Origin of the sequence: Mycobacterium paraffinicum (assembly GCF_001907675.1) — a bacterium.
GTDB classification, from domain to species: Bacteria; Actinomycetota; Actinomycetes; order Mycobacteriales; family Mycobacteriaceae; genus Mycobacterium; species Mycobacterium paraffinicum_A.
This window is the reverse complement of the sequence record NZ_MPNT01000002.1, coordinates 178,130-200,373: the sequence shown is the minus strand read 5'-3', so window position 1 is coordinate 200,373 and position 22,244 is coordinate 178,130. Positions and strand designations below refer to the sequence as shown.

The 22,244-nt window shown below is 70.7% G+C and carries 20 protein-coding genes; 15 read left to right on the top strand and 5 right to left on the bottom strand.

Annotated elements, in window-relative coordinates:
- Genes BRW65_RS03630 through BRW65_RS03605 form a run of 6 tightly spaced genes read left to right on the top strand, consistent with a single transcriptional unit; the run spans position 1 to position 7,009 of the window.
- Positions 1–480: an NADH-quinone oxidoreductase subunit B family protein gene (locus BRW65_RS03630; RefSeq protein ID WP_073871388.1), complete on the top strand. Its 480-nt coding sequence runs from the start codon at positions 1–3 to the stop codon at positions 478–480.
- Positions 423–2,453 (top strand): proton-conducting transporter membrane subunit, encoded by a 2,031-nt coding sequence (locus BRW65_RS03625; protein WP_084187692.1) that lies wholly within the window; start codon positions 423–425, stop codon positions 2,451–2,453. Before BRW65_RS03630 ends, BRW65_RS03625 begins: the two co-directional genes overlap by 58 nt.
- On the top strand, positions 2,450–3,409 hold the full coding sequence (locus BRW65_RS03620; protein WP_073871387.1) for a respiratory chain complex I subunit 1 family protein: 960 nt from the start codon (positions 2,450–2,452) through the stop codon (positions 3,407–3,409). Before BRW65_RS03625 ends, BRW65_RS03620 begins: the two co-directional genes overlap by 4 nt.
- Complete coding sequence (locus BRW65_RS03615) at positions 3,406–4,068, top strand: hypothetical protein (RefSeq protein ID WP_073871386.1); 663 nt, start codon at positions 3,406–3,408, stop codon at positions 4,066–4,068. Before BRW65_RS03620 ends, BRW65_RS03615 begins: the two co-directional genes overlap by 4 nt.
- Positions 4,068–5,534, top strand: coding sequence for a proton-conducting transporter membrane subunit (locus BRW65_RS03610; RefSeq protein WP_073871385.1), 1,467 nt, complete (start codon positions 4,068–4,070; stop codon positions 5,532–5,534). Before BRW65_RS03615 ends, BRW65_RS03610 begins: the two co-directional genes overlap by 1 nt.
- Positions 5,531–7,009 (top strand): NADH-quinone oxidoreductase subunit C, encoded by a 1,479-nt coding sequence (locus BRW65_RS03605; RefSeq protein WP_073871383.1) that lies wholly within the window; start codon positions 5,531–5,533, stop codon positions 7,007–7,009. Before BRW65_RS03610 ends, BRW65_RS03605 begins: the two co-directional genes overlap by 4 nt.
- Positions 7,010–7,038: 29 nt before the next feature.
- Here the strand turns inward: BRW65_RS03605 and BRW65_RS03600 are convergent, their stop codons facing one another.
- Positions 7,039–7,950, bottom strand: coding sequence for an A/G-specific adenine glycosylase (locus tag BRW65_RS03600; RefSeq protein WP_073871381.1), 912 nt, complete (start codon positions 7,948–7,950; stop codon positions 7,039–7,041).
- Between BRW65_RS03600 and BRW65_RS03595 the strand changes: the two genes are divergently transcribed.
- Both BRW65_RS03595 and BRW65_RS03590 read left to right on the top strand, forming a co-directional pair.
- The gene (locus tag BRW65_RS03595) at positions 7,949–8,566 is read left to right on the top strand and encodes a carbonic anhydrase (protein WP_073871379.1); all 618 of its coding nucleotides are present in this window, start codon (positions 7,949–7,951) and stop codon (positions 8,564–8,566) included. The two genes, BRW65_RS03600 and BRW65_RS03595, sit on opposite strands and share 2 nt — an antisense overlap.
- A gap of 136 nt (positions 8,567–8,702) precedes the next feature.
- Positions 8,703–9,509, top strand: a complete 807-nt coding sequence (locus tag BRW65_RS03590; RefSeq protein ID WP_139272840.1) for a hypothetical protein — start codon at positions 8,703–8,705, stop codon at positions 9,507–9,509.
- Here BRW65_RS03590 and disA read toward each other — a convergent pair.
- The 3 genes from disA to BRW65_RS03575 are packed head-to-tail and all read right to left on the bottom strand — an operon-like array spanning position 9,506 to position 12,629.
- Positions 9,506–10,579: a DNA integrity scanning diadenylate cyclase DisA gene (gene disA, locus BRW65_RS03585; RefSeq protein ID WP_073871375.1), complete on the bottom strand. Its 1,074-nt coding sequence runs from the start codon at positions 10,577–10,579 to the stop codon at positions 9,506–9,508. The genes BRW65_RS03590 and disA overlap by 4 nt on opposite strands.
- The gene (gene radA, locus BRW65_RS03580; protein ID WP_073871373.1) at positions 10,576–12,003 is read right to left on the bottom strand and encodes a DNA repair protein RadA; all 1,428 of its coding nucleotides are present in this window, start codon (positions 12,001–12,003) and stop codon (positions 10,576–10,578) included. Before radA ends, disA begins: the two co-directional genes overlap by 4 nt.
- A gap of 59 nt (positions 12,004–12,062) precedes the next feature.
- Positions 12,063–12,629 carry a hypothetical protein gene (locus tag BRW65_RS03575; protein ID WP_073871371.1) on the bottom strand — a complete coding sequence of 189 codons (567 nt, stop codon included), beginning with the start codon at positions 12,627–12,629 and terminating at the stop codon, positions 12,063–12,065.
- A 298-nt stretch (positions 12,630–12,927) separates the two neighbouring features.
- On the opposite strand from BRW65_RS03575, the gene carD reads away from it, so the two are divergent.
- The 6 genes from carD to BRW65_RS03545 are packed head-to-tail and all read left to right on the top strand — an operon-like array spanning position 12,928 to position 17,969.
- On the top strand, positions 12,928–13,416 hold the full coding sequence (gene carD / locus BRW65_RS03570) for an RNA polymerase-binding transcription factor CarD (RefSeq protein WP_003419482.1): 489 nt from the start codon (positions 12,928–12,930) through the stop codon (positions 13,414–13,416).
- Between the two features lie 16 nt (positions 13,417–13,432).
- Positions 13,433–14,119, top strand: coding sequence for a 2-C-methyl-D-erythritol 4-phosphate cytidylyltransferase (gene ispD / locus BRW65_RS03565; RefSeq protein WP_073871369.1), 687 nt, complete (start codon positions 13,433–13,435; stop codon positions 14,117–14,119).
- The gene (gene ispF / locus BRW65_RS03560) at positions 14,116–14,595 is read left to right on the top strand and encodes a 2-C-methyl-D-erythritol 2,4-cyclodiphosphate synthase (RefSeq protein ID WP_073871367.1); all 480 of its coding nucleotides are present in this window, start codon (positions 14,116–14,118) and stop codon (positions 14,593–14,595) included. The genes ispD and ispF overlap by 4 nt, the downstream gene beginning before the upstream one ends.
- Positions 14,596–14,643: 48 nt before the next feature.
- A complete protein-coding gene (cysS, locus tag BRW65_RS03555; protein WP_073871365.1) occupies positions 14,644–16,053 on the top strand; it encodes a cysteine--tRNA ligase in 1,410 nt (469 codons plus the stop codon).
- On the top strand, positions 16,054–16,986 hold the full coding sequence (gene rlmB, locus BRW65_RS03550; RefSeq protein ID WP_073871363.1) for a 23S rRNA (guanosine(2251)-2'-O)-methyltransferase RlmB: 933 nt from the start codon (positions 16,054–16,056) through the stop codon (positions 16,984–16,986).
- 5 nt (positions 16,987–16,991) lie between these two features.
- Positions 16,992–17,969, top strand: a complete 978-nt coding sequence (locus BRW65_RS03545) for a glycerophosphodiester phosphodiesterase (RefSeq protein WP_073871361.1) — start codon at positions 16,992–16,994, stop codon at positions 17,967–17,969.
- Between the two features lie 2 nt (positions 17,970–17,971).
- Here BRW65_RS03545 and BRW65_RS03540 read toward each other — a convergent pair whose 3' ends face one another.
- On the bottom strand, positions 17,972–19,369 hold the full coding sequence (locus BRW65_RS03540) for an FAD-dependent oxidoreductase (RefSeq protein ID WP_084187691.1): 1,398 nt from the start codon (positions 19,367–19,369) through the stop codon (positions 17,972–17,974).
- 179 nt (positions 19,370–19,548) lie between these two features.
- Here BRW65_RS03540 and BRW65_RS03535 point away from each other — a divergent pair, with 179 nt between their 5' ends.
- A complete protein-coding gene (locus tag BRW65_RS03535) occupies positions 19,549–22,167 on the top strand; it encodes a LuxR C-terminal-related transcriptional regulator (protein WP_073871359.1) in 2,619 nt (872 codons plus the stop codon).
- The last annotated feature ends 77 nt before the right edge of the window (positions 22,168–22,244 follow it).

Below are 22,244 nucleotides of genomic sequence, written 5' to 3'. Positions count from 1 at the left end.
ATGGGTTGGATCAGCAAAGCGTTCCGGGTCGGCCGGATCGTCGAACCCGCCCCGCCCGCACCGGGGCCGGTGACCGAGCCGCCCGCCGGAGTGCGCGGCTCACTGCAGATTCGGCACGTCGACGCGGGCTCGTGCAATGGGTGCGAGGTGGAGATCGCGGGCGCGTTCGGGCCGGTCTATGACGCCGAGCGGTTCGGCGCCCGCCTGGTGGCCTCCCCGCGACATGCGGACGCGCTCCTGGTGACGGGTGTCGTCACGCACAACATGGCCGGACCCTTGCGTGCCACGATCGAGGCCACACCGCGGCCACGTCGGGTGATCGCCTGTGGGGACTGCGCCATCAACCGAGGGGTCTTCGGCGACGCATACGGTGTGGCCGGCGCGGTCGGCGAGATGGTAAGCGTCGATGTGGAAATCCCGGGATGTCCGCCGACACCGGGCCAGATCGTCGCGGCGCTGCGGTCGGTGACCGGCAAGTGACCGCGGGGCTGGCGGCCAGGGCCGCGACCGAGTCAAACCTGTTGGACCGCAACGACTCCAGTCCCATCTGGGCGGGCTTGCTGACCTCGCTGCTGGGCGCGTGTGGGATATGGGCGGGCGCGCTCGGGATGTTCGGTTCGGTGCGCGGGGTCCGCATCGGATGGTTGCTTCCGCTGGCGGGCGTCCAGCTGGGTGTCGATCCGCTGGGTGGGTTCTTCATGGCGCTCACCGGGGCGGTCGCGGTCGCGGTCGGGCTGTACACGATCGGCTATGCCCGGCGCGAGCGTTCGGGACCCGTCACGCTTGCGGTGTTGCCCGCGTTCGTCGCCGCGATGCTGCTGGTGCCCGCGGCGGCGTCGATCACCACCTTCCTACTGGCGTGGGAGGCGATGGCGATCGCATCGTTGGTGTTGGTGCTGGCCCATCACACCCGCCCGCAGGTTCGCTCCGCCGCGTTGGTGTACGCGGTGATGACCCAGCTGGGGTTCGTGGCGATTTTGATTGGCCTGATGGTGTTGTCGGCCGCGGGCGGCGCGGACCGGTTCGCCGACTTGCACCGGATACCGCAAGGCGCGTGCACCGCGGTGTTTCTGTTGACGCTGGCGGGATTCGGGTCCAAGGCCGGGCTGGTGCCGCTGCACGCGTGGTTGCCGCGCGCCCACCCGGAGGCGCCGAGCCCCGTGTCGGCGCTGATGAGCGCGGCGATGATCAACCTCGGCATCTACGGCATCTGCCGCGTCGACTTGCAGCTGCTCGGGCCGGGGCCCCGGTGGTGGGGGCTGACCCTGATGGTCGTCGGCGGGGTATCGGCGCTCTATGGTGTGGTACAGGCCTCGGTGGCCACGGATCTCAAACGGCTGCTTGCCTATTCGACGACCGAGAACCTCGGGCTGGTCACGCTGGCCCTCGGGGCCGCGACCCTGTTCGCGGCCACGGGCGCGAGCGGCCCGGCCGCGATCGCCGTCGCCGCCGCCATGCTGCACCTCGTCGCGCACGCGGCGTTCAAGAGCCTCGGCTTCCTCGCCGCGGGGTCCGTGTTGGCCGCGACCGGGCTGCGTGACCTCGACCGGCTGGGCGGCCTGGCCCGCCGGATGCCGGCGACGACCGCCCTGTTCGCGGTGGCCGCGCTCGGTGCGTCCGGGCTACCGCTGGGCGCCGGCTTCGTCAGCGAATGGCTGCTGGTGCAGTCGCTGATCCACACGGCCCGAGTGCATTCCACAGTCCTGGCGTTGACGACGCCGCTGGCCGTGGGCGCGGTCGCGCTCACCACGGGTCTGGGCGTGGCGGCGATGGTCAAGGCGTTCGGGATCGGGTTTTTGGCGCGGCCGCGTTCCGAGCGGGCAGCCGACGCCCGAGAGGCGCCGCGCACCATGCTGGCCGCCATGACAATCGCGGCGGCTGCTTGCCTGATCTTGGCGGTGGCCCCCGAGGTCGTGGCACCCGCGCTGCGCCGGGCGGTCACCGCATTGCCGGCCGCGCGGGCGATCGGATTCACCGGCCTCGGGGCAGTGGTGCGACTGCCCGGCCTGCAGGGGTCGATCGCCCCGGGCGCGATCGCCATCGGCGTTGTGGTGGCCACCCTGTCCGCGGCCGTGCTGGCGCGTTGGCGCCGAACCCGGCGCCCGGCGCCGGCCATTTTGCCGCTCTGGGCTTGTGGCGCAGACGATCTCACCGCGCGGATGCAATACACCGCCACGTCGTTCGCCGAACCGCTGCAACGGGTGTTCGACGACGTCCTGCGCCCCGACACCGACATCGAAGTCACGCATGCAGCCGAGTCGCGTTATCTGGCCGAAAAGATCACCTACCGCACCAGAATCGTGGACGCGATCGAGGAGCGCTGCTACACCCCGGTGATCCGGGCGGTCGTGGCGGCGGCGGACTTGGTGCGGCGCGCCCACACCGGCAGTGTGCACCTGTATCTGGCCTACGGCGCGCTCGGTGTGCTCATCGTGCTGGTGGTGGCCCGATGAATGTCTTTTCCTACGTTGCCGGCGCGGTCCAGGTCGGCGGCGTGATGGTCGGGGCGCCGCTGGTGGTCGGCCTGACTCGCCAGGTGCGCGCCCGCTGGGAGGGCCGCGCCGGTGGCGGAATCCTGCAGCCGTGGCGCGACATCGTCAAACAGCTTGGCAAGCAACAGATCACCCCGCGTGGGACGACGGTGGTGTTCGCGGCCGCGCCCGCGGTGCTCGCGGGATCGACGTTGCTGATCGCGGTGGTCGCGCCGCTGGTCGCCACCGGATCGCCACTGGACTCCAGCGCCGACCTGTTCGCCGTGGTGGGACTGCTGTTCGTGGGCACCGTCGCGCTCGCCCTGGCCGGCATCGACACCGGCACCTCGTTCGGCGGCATGGGCGCCAGCCGCGAGATCACCATCGCCGCCCTCGTCGAGCCCACCATCCTACTGGCGGTCTTCGCCTTGTCCATGCCGGTGGGATCGGCCAATCTCGGTGCCCTGGTGGCACATACGGCCACCCATCCCGGGCAGGTGGTGTCGCTGGCCGCGGTGTTGGCGTTCGCCGCCCTGGTGATCGTGATCGTCGCCGAGACCGGGCGACTGCCCGTGGACAACCCGGCCACCCACCTCGAGCTGACGATGGTTCACGAGGCGATGGTCCTCGAATACGCCGGCCCGCGGCTGGCCCTGGTCGAGTGGGCGGCCGGGATGCGGCTGACCGTGCTGTTGGCCCTGCTGGCAAACCTGTTCGCGCCCTGGGGGATTGCCGGCAGCCAGCCGGGCGCGATCGACGTTGTCGTCGGCGGCGCGGCGGTGGCGGCCAAGGTCGCGGTGCTGGCGGGATCGCTGGCCACCGTCGAGGTGTTCGTCGCCAAGCTACGGCTGTTCCGGGTGCCCGAGTTGCTGGCCGGATCGTTCCTGCTGGCGCTGCTCGCGGTGGTCGCGGCCAACTTCTTCGTGGTGCCGGCATGACGTACAGCACGTTTTCGGTCCTGGTCGACCTCGCCGCCGGCGGGCTGCTGTTGGCCGCGGTGCTGATCGTATGGCGCCGCGACCTGACCGCCATCATCCGGCTGCTGGCGTGGCAGGGCGTCGCGCTGGCGGCCATCCCCCTGCTGCGCGGCGCGTACGACCGCGACGGCGCGCTGATCGGAGTCGGGGTGGCCGTGCTGGTCTTGCGGGTTGCGGTGCTGCCCCGGCTGCTGGCCCGCGCGGGCGGGCCCGCGTCGCGGTCGCGCCGGGAAGCCACTCCAGTGGTCAACACCGCCACGTCGCTGCTCATCACGGCCGCCCTGACGCTGACCGCGTTCGCCGCCACCCGGCCCCTGGTCAACTTGCAGCCGGCCGCGACCACCTCGGCGGTCCCGGCCGCTACCGCGGTCGTGCTCATCGCGCTGCTCGTCATGGTCACTCGGCGGCACGCGGTGTCGCAGGCCGCGGGATTCCTGATGCTGGACAACGGAATTGCCGCCACCGCGTTCCTGCTCACCGCGGGTGTGCCGCTGATCGTCGAACTCGGCGCCTCGTTGGACGTGTTGTTCGCGATCATCGTGATCGGCGTACTCACCGGCAGGTTGGCTCACGCCTTCGGCGGTGCCGACCTGGACGCGTTACGGGAGCTGCACGACTGATGACCGGCCTGCTCCTTGCCGCGATCCTCGCGCCGATCGGCGCGTCGGTCGCCGTCCTGGTCGCGGGTTGGCGCCGGGTGACCGCGACCATGATCGTGTTCTCGGCGGTGACGGTGCTGGCATGTGGCGCGGCGCTCGCCGTCGGTGTCGGATCCGGCACCCGGCTCGCATTGGGCGGCTTGCTGCGACTCGATGCGCTGAGCGCGACCATGCTGATCGTCATCGGAGTCGTTGCCACGCTGGCCACTTGGGCCAGCATCGGCTACCTCGACGCCGAACTCGCGACCGGCCACACCGACATGCGCGGCGCTCGGGTGTACGGGGCCCTGACGTCCGGCTTCTTAGCGGCGATGGTTGTCGCGGTGTGCGCCAACAACATCGGCGTCATCTGGATCGCGATCGAGGCGACCACGGTGATCACCGCCTTCCTGGTGGGGCACCGCCGTACCCGCAGCGCCCTCGAAGCGACCTGGAAGTACGTCGTGATCTGTTCGGTCGGGATCGCCGTCGCATTCCTCGGCACCGTGCTGCTGTACTACACCGCCGAGCATGCCGGCGCCCCGGCGGCCGCCGCCCTGAACCTCGACGTACTGGCGGCACACGCCGGCGGGCTCGATCCCGACATCGCGCGGCTGGCCGGCGGCCTGCTGCTCGTCGGGTACGGCGCCAAGGCCGGACTGTTTCCGTTCCACACCTGGTTGGCCGACGCGCACAGCCAGGCCCCGGCACCGGTTTCCGCGCTGATGAGCGGCGTCCTGCTCTCGGTGGCCTTCTCGGTGTTGATCCGCCTCAAGCCGATCGTCGGCGCCGCCACCGGACCCACCTTCATGCGCTCGGGCCTGCTGGTGATCGGGCTGGCAACGCTGGTGGTCGCCGCCCTGATGCTGACAGTGACGCCCGACCTCAAGCGCATGCTCGCGTACTCCTCGATGGAGAACATGGGCCTGATCGCGATCGCCGCGGCGGCCGGAACCTCGCTGGCCATCGCTGCGTTGCTGTTGCACGTCCTCGCTCACGGGATCGGCAAGACGGTCCTGTTCCTGGCCAGCGGCCAGCTGCAGGCCGCGCACAATTCCACCGCGATCGCCGACATCGGCGCCGTGCTGCGACGCTCCCGGCTCATCGGCGTGTCACTCGCCGTCGGCGTGATCGTGCTCCTCGGCCTGCCGCCGTTCGCGATGTTCGCCAGCGAACTGGCGATGGTCCGATCACTGGCCGACGCCCGGCTCACCTCGGCGCTCGCCGCGGGCATGCTGCTGGTCGCGGTCGCCTTTGCCGCGCTGGCGCGCAACTCGGGCCGCATCCTGCTGGGCGCTGCGCCCGGCGCGCCCGAAATCACTGTGCCCCGGACGGTGGCGGCGGCCCTGATCGTCGGTGTCGCCGCATCGATCGCGCTCGGCGTCACCGCCGGCCCGCTCAGCGGCTTGCTCGCCGCCGCGGCCAGCGACGTCGGGGGACCGCGGTGAGACCCGAATGGCAGCGTCGCCGGCTGTCTCAGGGCGGCCTGGCGGAGGCGGCGGAGGACCTGCTGGGCAAAGGATTTCGATTGGCCCTGGTGGCCGCACACGACGACCCCACCACCTACCGCGTCGTCTACCTGTTCCTGGCCGGCCGGCCGGATCGCCGCGTCGAGCTCGAATGCACAGCGCCGAAGGACGATCCAGCGGTTCGATCGCTGGCCTACCTGTCGTTTCCGGCCAGCCGCTTCGAGCGCGAAATGGCCGACCTGTATGGCATCCGGTGCACGGGCCATCCCAAGCCGCGCCGCCTGGTACGGCATGCCCACTGGCCCGAGGACTGGTATCCGATGCGCCGCGCGGCGCCGGCCGCACCCGAATTCGATGGCAGCGGCCACTTCCCGTTCGTCCCCGTCGAGGGTTCCGGGGTCTACGAAATCCCGGTGGGCCCCGTGCATGCCGGCTTGATCGAACCGGGCCACTTCCGCTTCTCGGTCGCCGGCGAAACCGTGCTTCGCCTCAAGGCCAGACTGTGGTTCGTCCACCGCGGCCTGGAAAAGCTCTTCGAGGGCCGGCCGGCCGGCGGCGCGGTCGACCTGGCCGAGCGCGTCAGCGGCGACACCTCGGTCGCGCACGCGCTCGCCCACTGCCTCGCCATCGAAAACGCGCTCGGCATCGAACTTCCCGACGAGGCGCACCGGCTGCGGGCACTGCTGGTCGAACTCGAACGGCTCTACAACCACGCCGCCGATCTGGGCGCTCTGGCCAACGACGTCGGGTTCGGGATCGCCCACGCGCACGCGCAGCGCATCCGCGAACAACTGCTGCGGCTCAACTACGCGGTCGCCGGCCATCGGCTGCTGCGCGGCTCGATGCGACCGGGCGGGGTCGCACTGCGGGCGCTGCCCGACGCCGCCGCGCTGCGGCGCATCGCGGCCGACGTCGCCGAGGTCGCCGAACTGACCCTGCACAACACCGTGGTGTACGACCGGTTCTCCGGGACCGCCGTGCTACAGCACGAGGACGCCCACGCGCTCGGGTGCCTGGGCTATGTCGCGCGCGCCAGCGGCGTGCGCACGGACGCCCGAATCGAACACCCCACCACCGCGTTGCCGGTCACCGAGGTCGACGCGGCCGCGGGTGACGTGCTGGCCCGCTACACCGTGCGCCGCGACGAATTCGCCGCGTCCGTAGAGCTCGCCTGTCACCTGATCGAATCCCATAGCGGGCCAATCGAATACACCGAACCCCAGCCGCCGCCGCGCGGACCCCGCAGCGGCATCGGCATCGTCGAGGGCTGGCGTGGCACCATCGTCCACCGCGTCGAAACCGACGCCGACGACCGGATCACCCGCGCGAAGATAGTCGACCCGTCATGGTTCAACTGGCCCGCGCTCCCCGTCGCGATGGCCGACACCATCGTCCCCGACTTCCCACTGGCCAACAAGAGCTTCAACCAGTCCTACGCCGGCAATGACCTCTGAAGACCTCTGAAGACCTCTGATCCGCGTGGCTACGCCTCGCCGGCCAGCGCGAACCTGCCGTCGCTCGTCTGAGCGACCAGGCCGTCGGTAAGCAACGAATACAGGGCGCGGTCGCGCTGCGCCGTGTCGGTCAGCCACGCCACGTCCAGCTCCGCCCGAGTGACCGGAGAGTCCTTGGCGCGCAACACATCCAGCAGCCGTCCGCGGACCTGTCGATCGGTTCCGGCATAGGTCTGCACCCGCCGCGCCGGCCCCGGCGCCGGGGAATAGCCGGCGTCGCGCCACGCGCAGCGGGTGAGCGGGCACAGCCCGCACCGCGGCGCTCGCGCCGTGCACACCGTCGCGCCGAGTTCCATCAGGGCGACGGAAAACTGCGGCGCCGTCTCGTCTTCGGGCAGCAGGGCGGCGACGTCGGCCATGTCGCGCACCGCCGCCGGGGAGCCGGCATCGGCCAGCCCGCGCACGGCGCGTGCCACCACCCGGCGCACGTTGGTGTCCACCACCGGGACCGACTGCCGGTACGCGAAACAGGCGACGGCGCGGGCGGTGTAGCTGCCGATGCCGGGCAGGGTCAGCAGGGTGTCGACGTCGTCGGGAACCACGTCGTCGTGGTCGCGCGCGATGACGGTCGCGCATTCGTGCAGGCGCTTGGCCCGCCGCGGATAGCCCAGCTTGCCCCAGGCGCGCAGCACGTCGGCGGCGCTGGCGGCGGCGGTGGCCGACGGGGTGGGCCACCGCCGCACCCAATCCGACCAGATCGGCAGCACCCGCGACACCGGCGTCTGCTGCAGCATGAATTCGCTGACCAGGATCTGCCACGCGCTGACGCCGGGCTCCCGCCAGGGCAGGTCGCGGCGGGATCGTTCGTACCACTCGAGCAACTCATGGCCCGAAATATTTGGCCGCCCGTTTACCGGCGGATGCGGCATGATGTCAGCCATGCCTAACACCAGCCCAGTGACCGCGTGGAAAGCACTCAAAGAGGGTAACGAGCGATTCGTCGCCGGGAAGCCCCAGCACCCCAGCCAGAGTGTCGAGCACCGGGCCAGCCTGGCCGGCGGGCAGAAGCCCACCGCCGTCGTGTTCGGCTGCGCCGACAGTCGGGTGGCGGCCGAGCTCATCTTCGACCAAGGTCTGGGCGACATGTTCGTGGTGCGCACCGCCGGGCAGGCCATCGACTCGGCGGTGCTGGGCTCCATCGAGTTCGCGGTGACCGTCCTGGACGTGCCGCTCGTCGTCGTGCTGGGCCACGACAGCTGCGGGGCGGTCAAGGCCGCGCTGGCCGCGATCAACGACGGTGCCATCCCGGGCGGTTTCGTGCGGGACGTGGTGGAACGGGTCGCGCCGTCCGTGCTGATGGGCCGCCGCGACGGCCTGACTCGCGTCGACGAGTTCGAGGAACGGCACGTGCGCGAAACGGTCGCCCAGCTGGTGTCGCGTTCGAGCGCGATCGCCGAGCGGATCGAGGCGGGCACCTTGGCCGTTGCGGGCGCCACCTATCACCTGGCCGACGGGCGCGCGGCGCTGGTCGAGCACGTCGGTGACATAGGCGAGTAGCCGGCGAGTAGCCGGCGAATGGCCGGCTCTTGCGCGGCCGGCGCGGCCGTCACTAACACGGCCATCCGCCAGCAAACCCCGCGACACGCCGGGGCGGGTCAGGCAACTCGACGTGACCTGGGCCTACGCTGCAAACGTGCTGGATCTGGAACCGCGTGGCCCGCTACCCACCGAGATCTACTGGCGGCGCCGTGGCCTGGCCGTGGGCGTCGCGGTCGTCGTCGTAGGGATCGTGGTCGCCGCGGTCATCGCCTTCATGGGACACAGTTCGGGCGCCAAGCCCGCCAGTGCCGACAAGCCCAATTCCGCCCAGAGCAAGCCGGGATCGGCTGCCCCCCAGGCGCCTCCGCCCGCCGCCCCCGGTGAGCAGCCCACCCCGGCGGTGCCGCAACCGGGGCAGAACCCCGAGATGCCCACCCCGACCGCGGCGGTGCAGCCGCCGCCGGTGCTCAAAGAGGGCGACGACTGCCCCGACTCGACGCTGGCCGTCAAGGGCCTGACCAATGCGCCGCAATACTTCATCGGAGATCAGCCGAAGTTCACCATGGTCGTCACCAACATCGGCCTGGTGTCCTGCAAGCGTGACGTCGGCGCCGCGGTGCTCGCGGCCTACGTGTACTCGCTGGACAACAAGCGGCTGTGGTCGAACCTCGACTGCGCGCCCTCCAACGAGACGCTGATCAAGACCTTCACGCCGGGCGAACAGGTGACGACCGCGGTGACGTGGACGGGCATGGGGTCGGCGCCGCACTGCCCGCTGCCACGGCCGGCGATCGGGCCGGGCACCTACAACCTCGTTGTGCAGCTCGGCAACCTGCGTTCCCAGCCGGTCCCGTTCATCATGAACCAGCCGCCTCCGCCGCCGGGCCCGGTGCCCGGGCCGGGTCAGCCCGCGGCCCCGCCGCCGCCGGAGGCGCCACCGGCCCCGGTTCCCGCGGGTTAGCTCAGCGGGTCGGCGATCGTCGACTCCGCGAGCTGCGACAGTCCCTCCCGCACGTGGCGGGCCCACATCGCGCCGATGCCCTCGACCGACTGCAGGTCGCCGGCGCTGGCCGCCAGCAGGCCCTGCAGCGTCCCGAACGACCGGACCAGTAGGTCGGAGTGGGCGAACTGCAGCCGCGGGATGCTGGCCAGCGCGCGGTAGCCGCGCGGGCTGACCGCGGAGTCCTGCGCCTCGGCCGTGGTCGGATAGCCGAAAACCTTTGCCAGCGCGGTGAGTTCGAGCAGCTCGGTGTCCGAGAGCGCGTCCAGCTCGTCCAGGGTCGCCGTCATCTGCGCCTTGGACAGCGGCTCCGGGCTGGCGTGGTAGTCGCGCACGGTCAATTCCCGCGCGATGTCGTTGCCGCCCAGCAGCTCGTCGAGCTGCAGCCGCAGCTGGCGCCCGTCGGTGCCCAGCTCGACGACGTCGTCGTCGATCACCTGGCCGATCCGCCGCACCAGCTCCAGCCGCTGCACCACCGTCATCACGTCGCGCAGCGTGACGAAGTCTTCGATCTCGGCCAGCGACAGCTGCCTGCTGACCTCGTCAAGCCTCGTCTTGTACCGCTCCAGCGTCGCGATCGCCTGGTTGGCCCGCGACAGGATGGTGGCGGAATCGGCCACCACGTGTCGTTCCCCGCCCACGTAGACGGTCACGATGTTCATCGAATGGCTGACCGAGATAACCGCGTAACCGGTCTGAATCGCCGCTCGTTCCGCCGAGCGGTGCCGTGTGCCCGATTCGTCGGTGGGTATCGACGGATCCGGCACCAGCTGCACGTTGGCCCGCACGATGCGGCTGCCGTCGGTGGACAGCACCACGGCGCCGTCCATCTTCGCCAGCTCCCGCAGCCGGGTCGGCGCGTACCGAACATCGAGGGCGAAGCCGCCGTCGCAGATCGCCTCGACGTTCTCGTCGTTGCCGAGGACGATCAGCGCACCGGTACGGCCGCGAAGAATGCGCTCCAGGCCGTCGCGCAGCCCGGTGCCCGGCGCCAGGCGGGCGACGGTCTCACGCAGTGTCGGACGAGTCACAGCGTGTCATTGTGCGGCCCCAGGGCGTTTTGCGTCCAGCCGGTGCGGGACCCGGCGATGGCTTTCATGTGTTGCAGCGCGGCGACGATGGTCGGTGCGCGCAGCGCCTGCATCCCGCTCGGCACGATCTCGCGCCGGGGGTCGTCGCCGTCGGGGATGAGCGCGATGCTGAATCCCTGACGGGCGGCCTCACCGAGCCGCCGTTCCATGCCGCTGACCCGCCGCAGGTCACCCGCCAGCCCCACCTCGCCGATCATCACCGCCGTCGTGGGTAGCGGCAGGTCGGCGTAGGCCGACGCCAGCGCCATCGCGACGGCCAGATCCGAGGAGGGATCGGTCAGCCTCATGCCGCTGACGGTGGACAGGTAGATGTCGTTGACACCGACGGCCAGCCTGCCGTGCTTTTCCAGCACCGCGCTGATCATCGCGGCCCGGGAGTGGTCTATCCCGCTGACGGCCCGGCGGGGCGAGCCGCCCCCCGGGGTCGCGAGCAGCGCCTGAACCTCCCCGATGAGCGGTCGCTTGCCGTCCATCGTCACGGTGATCGCGGTCCCGGCCACCGGCGCCGGCCGTTGATCCAGGAACAGGTTCGACGGATCGGACACGTCCTCGATCCCGTTGTCGTGCAACAGGAAACAGCCAACCTCGTCGGCCCCGCCGAACCGGTTCTTGACGCCCCGAACCATCCGCAACGACCCGTTGCGGTCGCCCTCGAAATGCAGCACGACGTCGACCAGGTGTTCCAGCGAGCGCGGTCCCGCGATGGCCCCGTCCTTGGTGACGTGACCGACCAGGATCAGCGCGACGCCGTTGGCCTTGGCGGCCGCGGTCAAGGCGGCGGTGACGGCGCGCACCTGCGTGACGCCGCCGGCGACGCCGTCGGCCTCGGTCGTGGACATGGTCTGCACGGAGTCGACGATCACCAGCGCGGGCTGCACCGTCGCGATGTGGTCCAGCACCGTGTGCACGTCGGATTCGGCGGCCAGATAGACCTCGTCGGCGCCGCACCCGGTCCGGTCCGCGCGCAGCCGGATCTGCCCGGCCGACTCCTCACCGGAGATGTACAGCGCGCGCCGGCCCGTCATCGCCCAGCGATGGGCCACCTTGAGCAGCAGCGTCGACTTGCCCACGCCCGGATCGCCCGCCAGCAGCGTGACCGAACCGGGCACCACGCCGCCCCCGAGCACCCGGTCGAGCTCTCCGATGCCGGTCGAGCGGTGCCGGCTGGCGTTGGGCTCGACGGAGGTGATCGGGACCGGTCGCGAAGCCGGTCCCGCGACGACCGCGCGACGGCCGCCGACCGCGCTCAGCACCGGCACCTCGTCCACCGCGCCCCAGGTGCCGCATTCCATGCAGCGGCCCACCCACTTGGCGGTGACGTGCTGGCATTCGGAGCAGCGGTATTGGGAGCGCGGATTTGCCACGCCATGACGGTATCGAGCCGGTACGACAAATCCCGGCTATGACAGGCGGTTGCCCCCGCCTAGCTTGGCTGCGTCGCGGCCAGCCCGGCCGAAACGGGCACCAGGACGCTGGCCTGACCGGCCTTCTCGAAATTGAACGTGAAGTTGTACAGCAGCCCGTTGCTGATCGGCTTGGCCAGCGTCACGGTCGCCTTGGACGCATTGCTGGAGCCGACCGGGCCGGGCGCCACCTTCTGGCCCTCCGGGGTACCGATCAACAACATGCCGCCGGCGGGCAGCCGACCGTCACCGCTCAGCGTCACCGAGCCGACGTCGCTGGTGATGCTCACCAGCCGGTCCGGCACGTCCGGCGACTGGTTGATCGCCACCAGCACGAGGTCCACCGCCTGCCCGGGCTGCACGAAGGCGCCGGTCTGGGACGCCTGCATGCGGATGTCGCGCAGCGCCACGTTGTTGATGGTCACCTTGTTGCCGTTGATGGCGGGCTCTTGGACGGCCATCTGCGAGACCTGGCCGGCCCCGCAGCCGCTGAGGAGCATCGCGACCACCGCGATGAGGCCGACGAGCGCCGCCCGGACGGTCAGCACCGGCGCGCGGAGGGGGAGGCCGATCTCGAAGCGGTTCACTCAATGCCTCCTGCTGGGCCGGTTCGACGGATGCAACTATGCACAGTAGTAGGAAGGTTTCCCGCGCGGTAGCGCGGGGCTTAGGACCAGCCAGGGAGGCCATCTGGGGAGGCCCGTCGGGGCGCTCGGGGGCCGCTTTCCGGGCCGGAATAAGGCGGGAGTAATGTGCATCACTGCACGTTCTACTCCCCCTGTCAACCCCTAATCTGCGCGTGTTGTGCCCCTGACCTGCATCGTTGCTCCGCACGCGATTGGGTGGCCGTGTTAGGATTGAAGTAACGAAAGGGGCTCGAATCAGATGATCTTCAAGGTCGGCGACACCGTTGTTTACCCGCATCACGGTGCTGCGTTAGTCGAGGCGATTGAAACCCGCACCATCAAAGGGGAACAAAAGGAATATCTCGTCTTGAAGGTGGCGCAGGGAGACCTGACCGTTCGAGTGCCCGCCGAGAACGCCGAATACGTGGGCGTCCGCGACGTCGTCGGCCAGGAAGGCCTCGACAAGGTCTTCCAGGTTCTGCGCGCTCCCCACACCGAAGAGCCCACCAACTGGTCGCGCCGGTACAAGGCCAACCTCGAGAAGCTGGCCTCCGGTGACGTCAACAAGGTGGCCGAGGTAGTACGCGACCTGTGGCGTCGCGACCAGGAACGCGGCCTGTCCGCAGGCGAGAAGCGCATGCTGGCCAAGGCCCGCCAGATCCTGGTCGGTGAATTGGCCCTCGCCGAAAGCACCGACGACGCCAAAGCGGAAACCATCCTCGACGAGGTTCTGGCCGCCGCTTCCTGAAGGCCCTGACGCTTCGGTGGTCACGGGGACGGTCTCCTCGGGCACGGTCGTAGCAGTGGTTCCCGCCGCAGGGTCGGGAGAACGACTGGGCGTCGGCATTCCGAAGGCTTTCTGTGAGCTCGACGGGCGCACCCTGCTGGATCGCGCCGTCGGCGGTCTGCTGGCCTCCGAGGTCGTCGATCACGTGGTGGTCGCCGTTCCGGCCGCCCTGGTCGACGAAGCCAAGCTATCCCTGGGCGAACGAGCGACCGTCGTCGCGGGCGGGGCCGACCGCACGACGTCGGTGAGTCTGGCGCTGGCGGCCGTCGCCGGCGACCCCGAGTTCGTCCTGGTGCATGACGCTGCCCGCGCCCTGACGCCCCCCGCGCTGATCGGGCGCGTGGTGGACGCCCTGCGGGCCGGGCACGCGGCCGTCGTGCCCGCGCTGCCGCTGCATGACACCATCAAGGCCGTGGACGCCAACGGTGTGGTCCTGGGCACGCCCGAGCGGGCCGGCCTGCGCGCCGTACAGACGCCGCAGGGCTTCGCGATGGAGCTGCTGCTGCGCGCGTATCAGCGCGCCGGCACGGCCGCGTTCACCGACGACGCGTCGCTCGTCGAGCAGGTCGGAGGCCAGGTCCAGGTGGTCGACGGCGACCCGCTGGCGTTCAAGATCACCACTCCGCTCGACCTGTTGCTGGCCGAAGCGATCGTGCGCCGGTGAACGGTCTGCCGCGGGTCGGCCTGGGCGTCGATGTGCACCCGATCGAACCGGGCCGGCCCTGCTGGTTGGTGGGCTTGCTCTTTCCCGAGGCCGACGGCTGCGCCGGTCACTCCGACGGCGACGTGGGCGCGCACGCGCTATGTGACGCCCTGTTGTCGGCCGCCGGGCTGGGTGACATCGGCGCCGTCTTCGGGGTCGACGACCCGCGCTGGAAAGGCGTCAGCGGCGCCGACATGCTGCGCCACGTGGTCGAGTTGGTGTCGCGGGACGGCTTTCGCGTCGGAAACGCCGCCGTTCAGCTGGTCGGCAACCAGCCCAGGGTCGGCCCGCGACGCGCCGAGGCGCAGCGCGTGCTCTCGGAGCTGCTGGGGGCGCCGGTATCGGTTTCGGCGACGACGACCGACGGGCTGGGCCTAACCGGTCGCGGTGAGGGCCGCGCCGCCATCGCCACCGCGTTGGTTGTGTCCGGCGGGTAAGGCGCGCAGCGCCGGGCGACCGGGAACCACCAGGTAAGCTGGCACGTCGTGACCGATCGCGCCCCCTTGCGGCTCCACGACACGGCAGCCGGTGCCGTGCGGGATTTCGTCCCGTTGCGCGAGGGCCACGTCTCCATCTACCTGTGTGGCGCCACGGTCCAGGGCCTGCCGCACATCGGCCACGTCCGCAGTGGCGTGGCCTTCGACATCCTGCGCCGATGGCTGATGGCGCGCGGCTGCGACGTCGCGTTCATCCGCAACGTCACCGACATCGAGGACAAGATTCTGGCCAAGGCCGCCGCGGCCGGCCGGCCGTGGTGGGAGTGGGCGGCCACCTACGAGCGCGCGTTCAGCGCCGCCTACGACGCCCTCGACGTCTTGCCGCCGTCCGCCGAACCGCGCGCCACCGGCCACATCACCCAGATGGTCGAGCTAATGGAACGCCTGATCGAAACCGGCCACGCGTACGCGGCGGCCGGCGACGTCTACTTCGACGTGCTCAGTTACCCGGACTACGGCGCGCTGTCCGGGCACCGCATCGACGACGTCCACCAGGGCGAGGGCGTGGCGACGGGAAAGCGCGACCAGCGCGACTTCACCCTGTGGAAGGGCGAGAAGCCCGGTGAGCCGTCGTGGCCGTCGCCGTGGGGCCCCGGCCGGCCCGGCTGGCACCTGGAATGCTCGGCGATGGCCCGCACCTACCTCGGCCCGGAATTCGACATCCACTGCGGTGGGATGGACTTGATCTTCCCGCACCACGAGAACGAGATCGCTCAGAGCCGCGCCGCCGGCGACGGATTCGCCCGCTACTGGCTGCACAACGGCTGGGTCACCATGGGCGGCGAAAAGATGAGCAAGTCGCTGGGCAACGTGCTGGCCATCCCGGCGTTGCTGCAACGTGTGCGGCCGGCGGAGCTGCGCTACTACCTGGGCAGCGCGCACTACCGCTCGATGCTGGAATTCTCCGACACCGCCCTGCAGGATGCGGTGAAAGCCTATGTGGGAGTTGAGGAATTCCTGCACCGCGTCCGCGTCCGGGTCGGCGCGGTAGAGCCGGGCGAGTGGACGTCGCGGTTCGCCGAGGCGCTCGACGACGACTTGGCGGTCCCGGCCGCGCTGGCCGAGGTGCACCGCGCCCGCGCCGAGGGCAACCGCGCCCTCGACTCCGGCGACCACGAGGGCGCCCTGCAACACGCCCGGTCGATCCGCGCGATGATGGGGATCCTGGGCTGCGACCCACTCGACGAGCGCTGGGAAACCCGTGACGAGACGTCCGCCGCGCTCGCGGCCGTCGAGGTGCTGGTGCGGTCCGAACTGGAGAACCGGGAAAAGGCACGCGAGCAACGCAATTGGGCGCTCGCCGACGAGATCCGGGACCGGTTGAAGCTCGCCGGCATCGAGGTCACCGACACCGCCGACGGGCCGCAGTGGTCGCTGCAGGCCGGTCAGACCCAGTAGATGGCCGGCAATTCGCGCCGCCGCGGCGCAATACGCAAGGCGGGCACCAAGAAGGGGCCCACCGTCGGCTCGGGTGGTCAGCGCCGGCGCGCGCTCGAGGGGCGCGGGCCCACCCCCCCGGCGCACCTGCGACCGAACCATCCCGCCGCCAAGCGCGCTCAATCGCCGCCGCGGCGCCCCGCCAAGCGGCCCACCGACGAGACGGAAACGGTGCTCGGCCGCAACCCGGTGCTGGAGTGCCTGCGCGCCGGTGTGCCGGCTACGGCGCTCTACGTGGCGCTGGGCATCGACGCCGACGAGCGGGTCACGGAATCCGTTGCCCGCGCTGCGGATTCGGGTATCTCGATCCTCGAGGTGCCGCGTGCCGACCTGGACCGGATGACCAGCAACCACCTGCATCAGGGCATCGCGTTGCAGGTCCCGCCGTACGACTACGCCCACCCTGACGACCTGCTGGCAACCGCCATCAACTCCCCGCCCGCGCTGCTGGTCGCGTTGGACAACATATCCGATCCGCGCAACCTGGGCGCGATCGTGCGGTCGGTCGCGGCCTTCGGCGGCCACGGTGTGCTGATCCCGCAACGGCGTTCGGCGTCGGTGACGGCCGTGGCCTGGCGCACCAGCGCGGGCGCGGCAGCCCGCATCCCGGTCGCGCGGGCCACCAATCTCAACAGGACGCTCAAGGATTGGGCCGACCGCGGGATCCGGGTGGTCGGCCTCGATGCCGACGGTGACACCGTGGTCGACGACCTGGACGGCGCCGACCCGCTGGTGGTGGTCGTCGGCTCGGAAGGTAAGGGCCTGTCGCGGCTGGTGCGGCAGAACTGTGACGAGGTGGTGTCCATCCCGATGGCCGGGCACGCCGAATCGCTGAACGCGTCGGTGGCCGCCGGGGTGGTGCTCGCCGAGATCGCCCGGCAGCGCCGGGTTTAACTGCGGTGCGCCGCTGGCCCAAGCGCCTGGTTGTTGCTCTGGCCGCGGTCGTTTTCCTGGCGTCGCCCGCCGCGGCCGCCCAAGCGCCGGAGTTCGACCTGCAGGCGCATCGCGGCGGACGCGGGGAGACCACCGAGGAGTCGTTGCGGGCCTTCGCGAAATCGCTCGAATTGGGCGTCAGCACACTCGAACTCGACATCAACATCACCGGAGACGGGCAACCGCTGGTGTGGCATGACCCGACGATCGACCCCGAGAAGTGCGCCGACACCGGCCCCGCCTTCGCCGGGGATCCGCAGTACCCCTACGTCGGAAAGCTGGTGCACGAGCTCACCCTGGCACAGATTCGGACCCTGGACTGCGGACGGCGGCTGGCCGAGTTTCGCGACGCCGAGGTGGTGCGGGGCAACAAGATAGCCGTCCTGCCGGAGGTGTTTACGCTCGCCGATTCCTATCGCGCCGCCGTCCGCTACAACATCGAGACGAAGGTGGCGGCCGACCGCCCCGGCACTTCGGCCGAGCCCCAAGAATTCGTCGACGTGATACTGGCGGCCGCCCGGTCGGCCGGCAAGGTCGGCCAGGTCGAGATCGAGAGCTTCGACTGGCGGACCCTGCCGTTGGTTCGCCGAGCCGAGCCGTCAATCCCGTTGGTGGCCCTGTACGACGAGGAGACTTGGGCGCCGGGCTCGCCATGGCTGAACGGCATCGACGCCGCCGCCGTCGGCGATCCACTCATCGGTGCGCTCCTGGTGGGTGCGGACATCGTCTCGCCGAGGTACCAGCTGGTCACCGGCAAGCCGTATGTCGACCGCGCGCATGCGTTTGGGCTGCAGGTGATCCCGTGGACCGTCGACGATGCGGCCGCCATGCGCGAACTGATCGCCGACGGGGTCGACGGGCTCATCACCGACTATCCGACGTTGTTGCGCGGCGTGCTGGCCGAACTCGGGATGCCGCTGCCGCCCGCCTACCGCCGCGCTTAGCGTCAGGGCCCCGCGTTCACCAGAGCGTCGGCGTGCACGACCTGGGCGCCCATGCCGGGTCGGCGCCCGCGGGCGGCGCGCCAGATCATGTTCGGGCGCAACAGTCGCGTCGCGGGGTCGACCAGCGAGGTCACCCTGATGAACTGATTCAGCGCGGCGGTGTCGGTTTCGGCCGCGCTGAGCACCCGATCGACGTACTTGTTGAACAGCCGCGCCATCAGCGGTGCGGTGCCGTGGATCTCGGGCAGGGCAAGGTCGGGGTTCGTCGACAACTGCCAGGCCTGGCGGATCGGCGCCGCCGCGGCGCGGAAGAAGCGCCGTGCTAAATCGTCGGGGCCGGCGGACAAGCAGTGCCGCAGCGCCAACGCCTCGAGCGCGGCGACCGTCATGCCCTGGCCGTAGATCGGGTTGAAGCTGCAGATCGCGTCGCCGATGACCAGCAGGCCCTCGGGGAAGCGGCCCAGCTTGTCGTAGCGGCGCCAGCGACTGCACGGCATCCGGTGTCGTATCGGTTCCCCGATGGGTTCCGCGGCCCGCACCGCGGCGAGCAGATGCGCCGGTGCGCAGTCGGCGACGAAGTCGCACATCTCCGCGAGGTCGAGCGCCGCGGGCTCCTGGCCGGCCACCCCCATCACCGTGAACAGCCACGTGTCGTTCTCGCAGTGCAGCAGGCCGCAACCCCTCGGCCGGCCCGGCACGATCCCGACGAGGAAGCCAAGCTCCCGCGGCACCTCCGCCGTCATGCGCAGCGCCTGGCTCGCGTAGGTCAGCTGCACGTCGACGCGATCCTCTTGCGGGCGTTCGTAGCCCAAGTTGTCCAGCCACGTCGGGGTGCGGGCGGCACGCCCGGTGGCATCGACGACCAAGTCGGCGGGCAGCGTGGTGGGCTCGTCGGTGCGACCGCAGACCACCCGCACTCCCGTGACGCGGTGGCGGTCCGGCGTCGACACCGGGCCCAGAATGACGTGCTCGTCGAGCAGGGTGACGTTGGGAACCCCACGCAGCCGCGCGCGGACGTGGTCCTCGAGGAAGGGCCGGGTCGCGCTGTAGGCGGTCAGCCCGGTGGCGCTGCCGCGCCGCGCCATCAGATGCCCGCCGATGTCCCAGTAGAGCTCGGAGAGATCGCGGCCGTCGAAGCGCTGCGCGCCGTCGAGAACCATCTCGTCGAGGACGCCGGGGAACATCCCCTCGATCGCCTGGGCGCCCCGGGCCAGCAGGGCGTGCAGGTGCCGCCCCTGTGGCACGCCCCGGCGGGGGGTGTAGGCGTCGGGGAGGGGGTCACGCTCCACGACCGTCACCGTGTCGAAGAAGTCGGCAAGCGACCGCGCGGCCAGCAAACCGGCCATGCTCGCCCCCAACACCACCGCGTGACTGCCGATCCTGGCCTTCATGTCGGACATCGCACTCCGCCTCTCTGACCGCTGGCTGACGAACGTCATGCTCACAGCGGTCGGCGGGCGCCGATAGCGTAGTCGGGTACGCCAGTTGGGGACGCGCGCTGGACACCGGCCGGTCAACGCGCACGCGAAACGGTGGCAATCCGGCCCGCACGGTGCCGCCGCGCGGCTATAGTCGCCGCGTGATCAGCGGCGACCAGCTGATTGGGCGCGACGGCGAGTTGGCAACCATTCGCCGCGCCCTGAGCGGCGCTGGCCAGCTCTCCGGGGTGTTGATCGCGGGCGCCGCGGGGGTGGGCAAAACCCGGTTGGCCCGTGAAGCGCTGCGGCGCGCCGGGGCGTCGGGCGAACGCATCCAGTGGATCGTCGGCACGCAATCGGCCCGGCCGTTGCCCCTCGGTGCGTTCATCGGTCTGCTGGGCGAGGGCATGTCGGATCCGCTGACCAACGTCCGACGCGTGATCGAGTCGTTTGTGGCGCGACAACGTCGCGGCCGCGTGGTGGTGGGAGTCGACGACGCGCACCTGCTGGATGGGTTGTCCGCGCTCGTGATTCACCAGCTGGCGCAGTCCGGCGGGGCCCGACTGGTGGTCACGGTGCGCTCGGGCAGTGAAGAGCCGGATGCGGTGACGGCGCTGTGGAAGGACGGTCTGCTCGATCGCCTGGACTTGGAGCCGCTTTCGGCCGCGGCGACGCGTGAGGTGATCGAGCGCACGCTGGGCGGCCCGGTCGATGCGCGCTGTGCGGACCGGTTCCGGCGGCTCACCGGTGGGAACACGCTGTTTCTTCGGCAGCTGCTGAGCGACCAGATGGCGGCCGGGCGGGTGCGGCAAGTGGCCGGGGTGTGGATGTGGGACGGCGACGTCGCGGTCTCGGCCAGCTTGTCCGACACGGTGGGACGCCAGCTTGGTCGGCTGACCCCGCCGCTGGCGCTCGTGGTCGACACGCTGTCGCAGTGTGAGCCGCTGCCGGTTGATTTGTTGTGCGACTTGGTTTCTCGTGAGGAGTTAGTGGCGGCCGAAGCCATGGGCCTGGTGAACGTCGAACGCACCGCCGGCGGGTTGACGGCAAGGCTCGCGCACCCGCTGTTCGGTGAGCTTCGCCGCGCGGGAGCAGGCGAGATGTACTTGTCGAAGGTACGGGGCCGCTTGGCGACCCGGTTGGCGCAGGACGGCGACGCCGACATGCAGGCCACGGTGCGACGGGCGTTGCTGAACCTCGAGTCGGATCTGGACCCGCAACCCGACTTGTATCTGGAATCGGCGCGGCACGCGATGACACTGCTGGATCTGGAGTTGGCCGACCGGCTCGCCAACGCCGCGGCGCAGGCTGGGGCGCCGGGGGCGGCCGGGGTGCGGGCGATGAACCTGATGCTGCTCGGCCGCGGCGAGCAGGCCGAAGAGGCGTTGCGCGCGATCACCGAAAGTGATCCGCCGGATCGCCATTACTGGGCGACCCTGCGGGCGGCCAACCTGGTCTGGATGCTCGGCAGGCCGGCCGAGGCCGCGGCGATTCTCGACGATCTGGCCGCGGGCGATGAGACACCGGTCCAGCGTGCCGAGCGGCTGGCGGTGCAGGCGTGCCTGGATGCGGTGGCCGCGCGTTGCGAGGTCGCCGCCGAAAAGGCAAGGGTCGCACTGGATTCGGGCGAGCTGCCGGAGTTCCACGCGATGATGGCGTCGCTGGCGTTGATCATGGCCATGGGGGCGTTGGGGCGGGTCGACTGCCTGGCAACCGTGGCCGAGCAGGCGCTGCGCCGCGCGACGACGTCGTTCGAGGCGTCGCACATGCGGTTCTGGTTCGGCGCGGTGTACGGCCGGGCTTGTCGACTGACGGGCCGCATCGACGAATTCGTCAGCCTCGCAACCGAAGTAGCCGACTCGGCGCGCGACATCCCCGGCCTGGCCTACGCGAACCTGGCCCTGCTGCTTGGGAACGCCGCCCTGGCCCGCGGGGCCGTGGCCGACGCGGTCCGGTTGGTGCACGAAGCGCTTGCCGGGGCGCAGATACACGCGACCACAAGCGGTTTGCGCCCGGCGAGCTATTTCGCGCTCGCCGAGGCGCACGGCAAGCTCGGGCACGCGACGGATGCGAACGACGCGGTCGCTGGGGCGCGGTCCTGCGTGCCGGCGGACTACTTGTTCATGCATACCGGCCTGTCGTTGGCCGATGGGTGGGCGCTGGCGGCAAGCGGTCGGCTGGGCGAGGCCGTGGCGACGGCGCAGGCGGCCGCGCGAGCCGCCCGCGACCGCGGCCAGCCGGCCCATGAACTGGCCTGCATACAGGCCGCGGCGCAGTGGGGCGACGCCTCGGGCGCGGCGCGGGCCCGCGCCCTGGCCGACGCGCTGGCGCTGCCGCTGGCCGATGCCATCGCTTCACACGCCGAGGCCCTGCGGGCCAGCAACGGGGAAGGCCTCCTTGCGGTTTCGGCGGCCTACCGGGCGATTGGAGACCGGGCCGCGGCCGCCGACGCGGCCGCGCAGGCCTCCGTCGCGTTCATCGAAGGACAGCAGCACAAGCGCGGGCTTTATGCGTCGGCCTTGGCCGGCGAACTGGCCGAGGAGTGTGGCGGCTTGTGCACGCCGGCGTTGCGGACTCCGGCGGGTCTCAAACTCTCGGGTCGCCAGCGCGACGTCATCGAGCTCGTCGTGGCCGGTCTGTCGAACCGCCAGATCGCCGAGAAGCTGGTGATGTCGGTGCGCACCGTGGAGGGCCACGTCTACCGGGCCTGTCAGCGGGTGGGCGCCCAGTCCCGCGAGGAACTCGCGTCGATCATCCGATCGGGACCGGGGTCCGACTGACGCACCGCGGCATTCGAGTAGGCGACTACTCGTGCGCACAGCGGAAATCGGCCATACCGTTGCGATCCCGACTAGCA